This is a genomic window from Acinetobacter sp. 228 (assembly GCF_048147885.1).
In genome coordinates this window covers 1-1,012 of record NZ_JAYWYV010000636.1, presented here as the reverse complement: position 1 = coordinate 1,012, position 1,012 = coordinate 1, and the positions used below count along the sequence as shown (strand labels likewise).

Here is a 1,012-nt window from a genome sequence, read left to right as displayed (position 1 = left end):
AAAGAAAATAAAAATCCAACACGTAATTTTTACAGATATTGGCCAACTACCGTAGTTGTTCATATCCAGCGTATTAAATTGCTGAAGGAATTTATCGAGATTAAATTTCTTTTTCTTTGCAGATAATTGTTCTAATGACAATTCTTGAAGTTCGTCTTGACTCATTTAGCGGCCCCCACACTTTCACCTGTAGATGGCTTAGCAGAATCATCCGTTGTGGTCACGCCCATTTCCCCCAAATCGACAGTCACAACAAAACTACCATAGTGGTCTTCCACCCTAGGAAGAAGAGAACTTGCAGCCTTATCTTTTTTCTCTTCATTAGCCAAGAAAGAGTTCATAAAAGCATTACGATACCAAGGAGATGCTTCAAGATTACGGAGTAGTTCGGCTACTGTATTTGGACTCTCAGCTTTACCTTCAATCGTAAACTTATCTCCGGTTCGGCTAAATTTCGTTAAATACATAGCTGATGGTGTGACTCGAACTAACTCATCAACAAGTCTTACCACTACTGGACGTTGACTCTGCAAACCTTGAATCAACTTCATGCGTTCAATAATGGCATCACGCTGTTCCTGTAAGCCGTTTAATGTTTTTAATTGCTGATCAAGGTTCTGATTTGTGCTCATAATGAGCTGATTCGCTTGCTCTTGATCATCTAATTTATGGTCAAAATAAAACCATCCCCCAAATACGGTTGTAATCCCCAAAACAACCACCCCAAAACATAACGTTATAAATTGTTTTTTTCGTTGCTCCCTCAGCTCTTCGCGCCAAGGCAGTAAATTAATTGTTGCCATTAATCAAAACTCCTTAAAGCCAAGCCACATGCCACCATTAAAGATGAAGCATCATTTTCAATTTTTTGAACGTCGACTTGAGGAGAAAAGCCCATTTGTAAAAACGGGTTGGCAATCGTGACACGGTAACCTAATTTTTGCTGCAAAAGCTTGGCAAGGCCTGGAATATTCGCATTTCCACCAGCGAGCAAAATATGGTCTATTTCGTT

The 1,012-nt window shown here is 39.5% G+C and carries 2 protein-coding genes and 1 pseudogene; all 3 read right to left on the bottom strand.

The window, feature by feature from the left end:
* Positions 1-165, bottom strand: a pseudogene (locus tag VXQ92_RS21475) (hypothetical protein); the annotation flags it as partial.
* Positions 162-803: a PilN domain-containing protein gene (locus VXQ92_RS21470; protein WP_000201227.1), complete on the bottom strand. Its 642-nt coding sequence runs from the start codon at positions 801-803 to the stop codon at positions 162-164. The pseudogene VXQ92_RS21475 and the gene VXQ92_RS21470, both read right to left, overlap by 4 nt.
* A partial coding sequence (gene pilM / locus VXQ92_RS21465; protein WP_416683115.1) for a pilus assembly protein PilM occupies positions 803-1,012 on the bottom strand: 210 nt, incomplete at its 5' end. The genes pilM and VXQ92_RS21470, both read right to left, overlap by 1 nt.

What these genes read in the sequence shown, in the direction of transcription:
- VXQ92_RS21470 (WP_000201227.1), bottom strand. Translation starts at nt 803, where the DNA reads ATGGCAACAATTAATTTACTGCCTTGGCGCGAAGAGCTGAGGGAGCAA.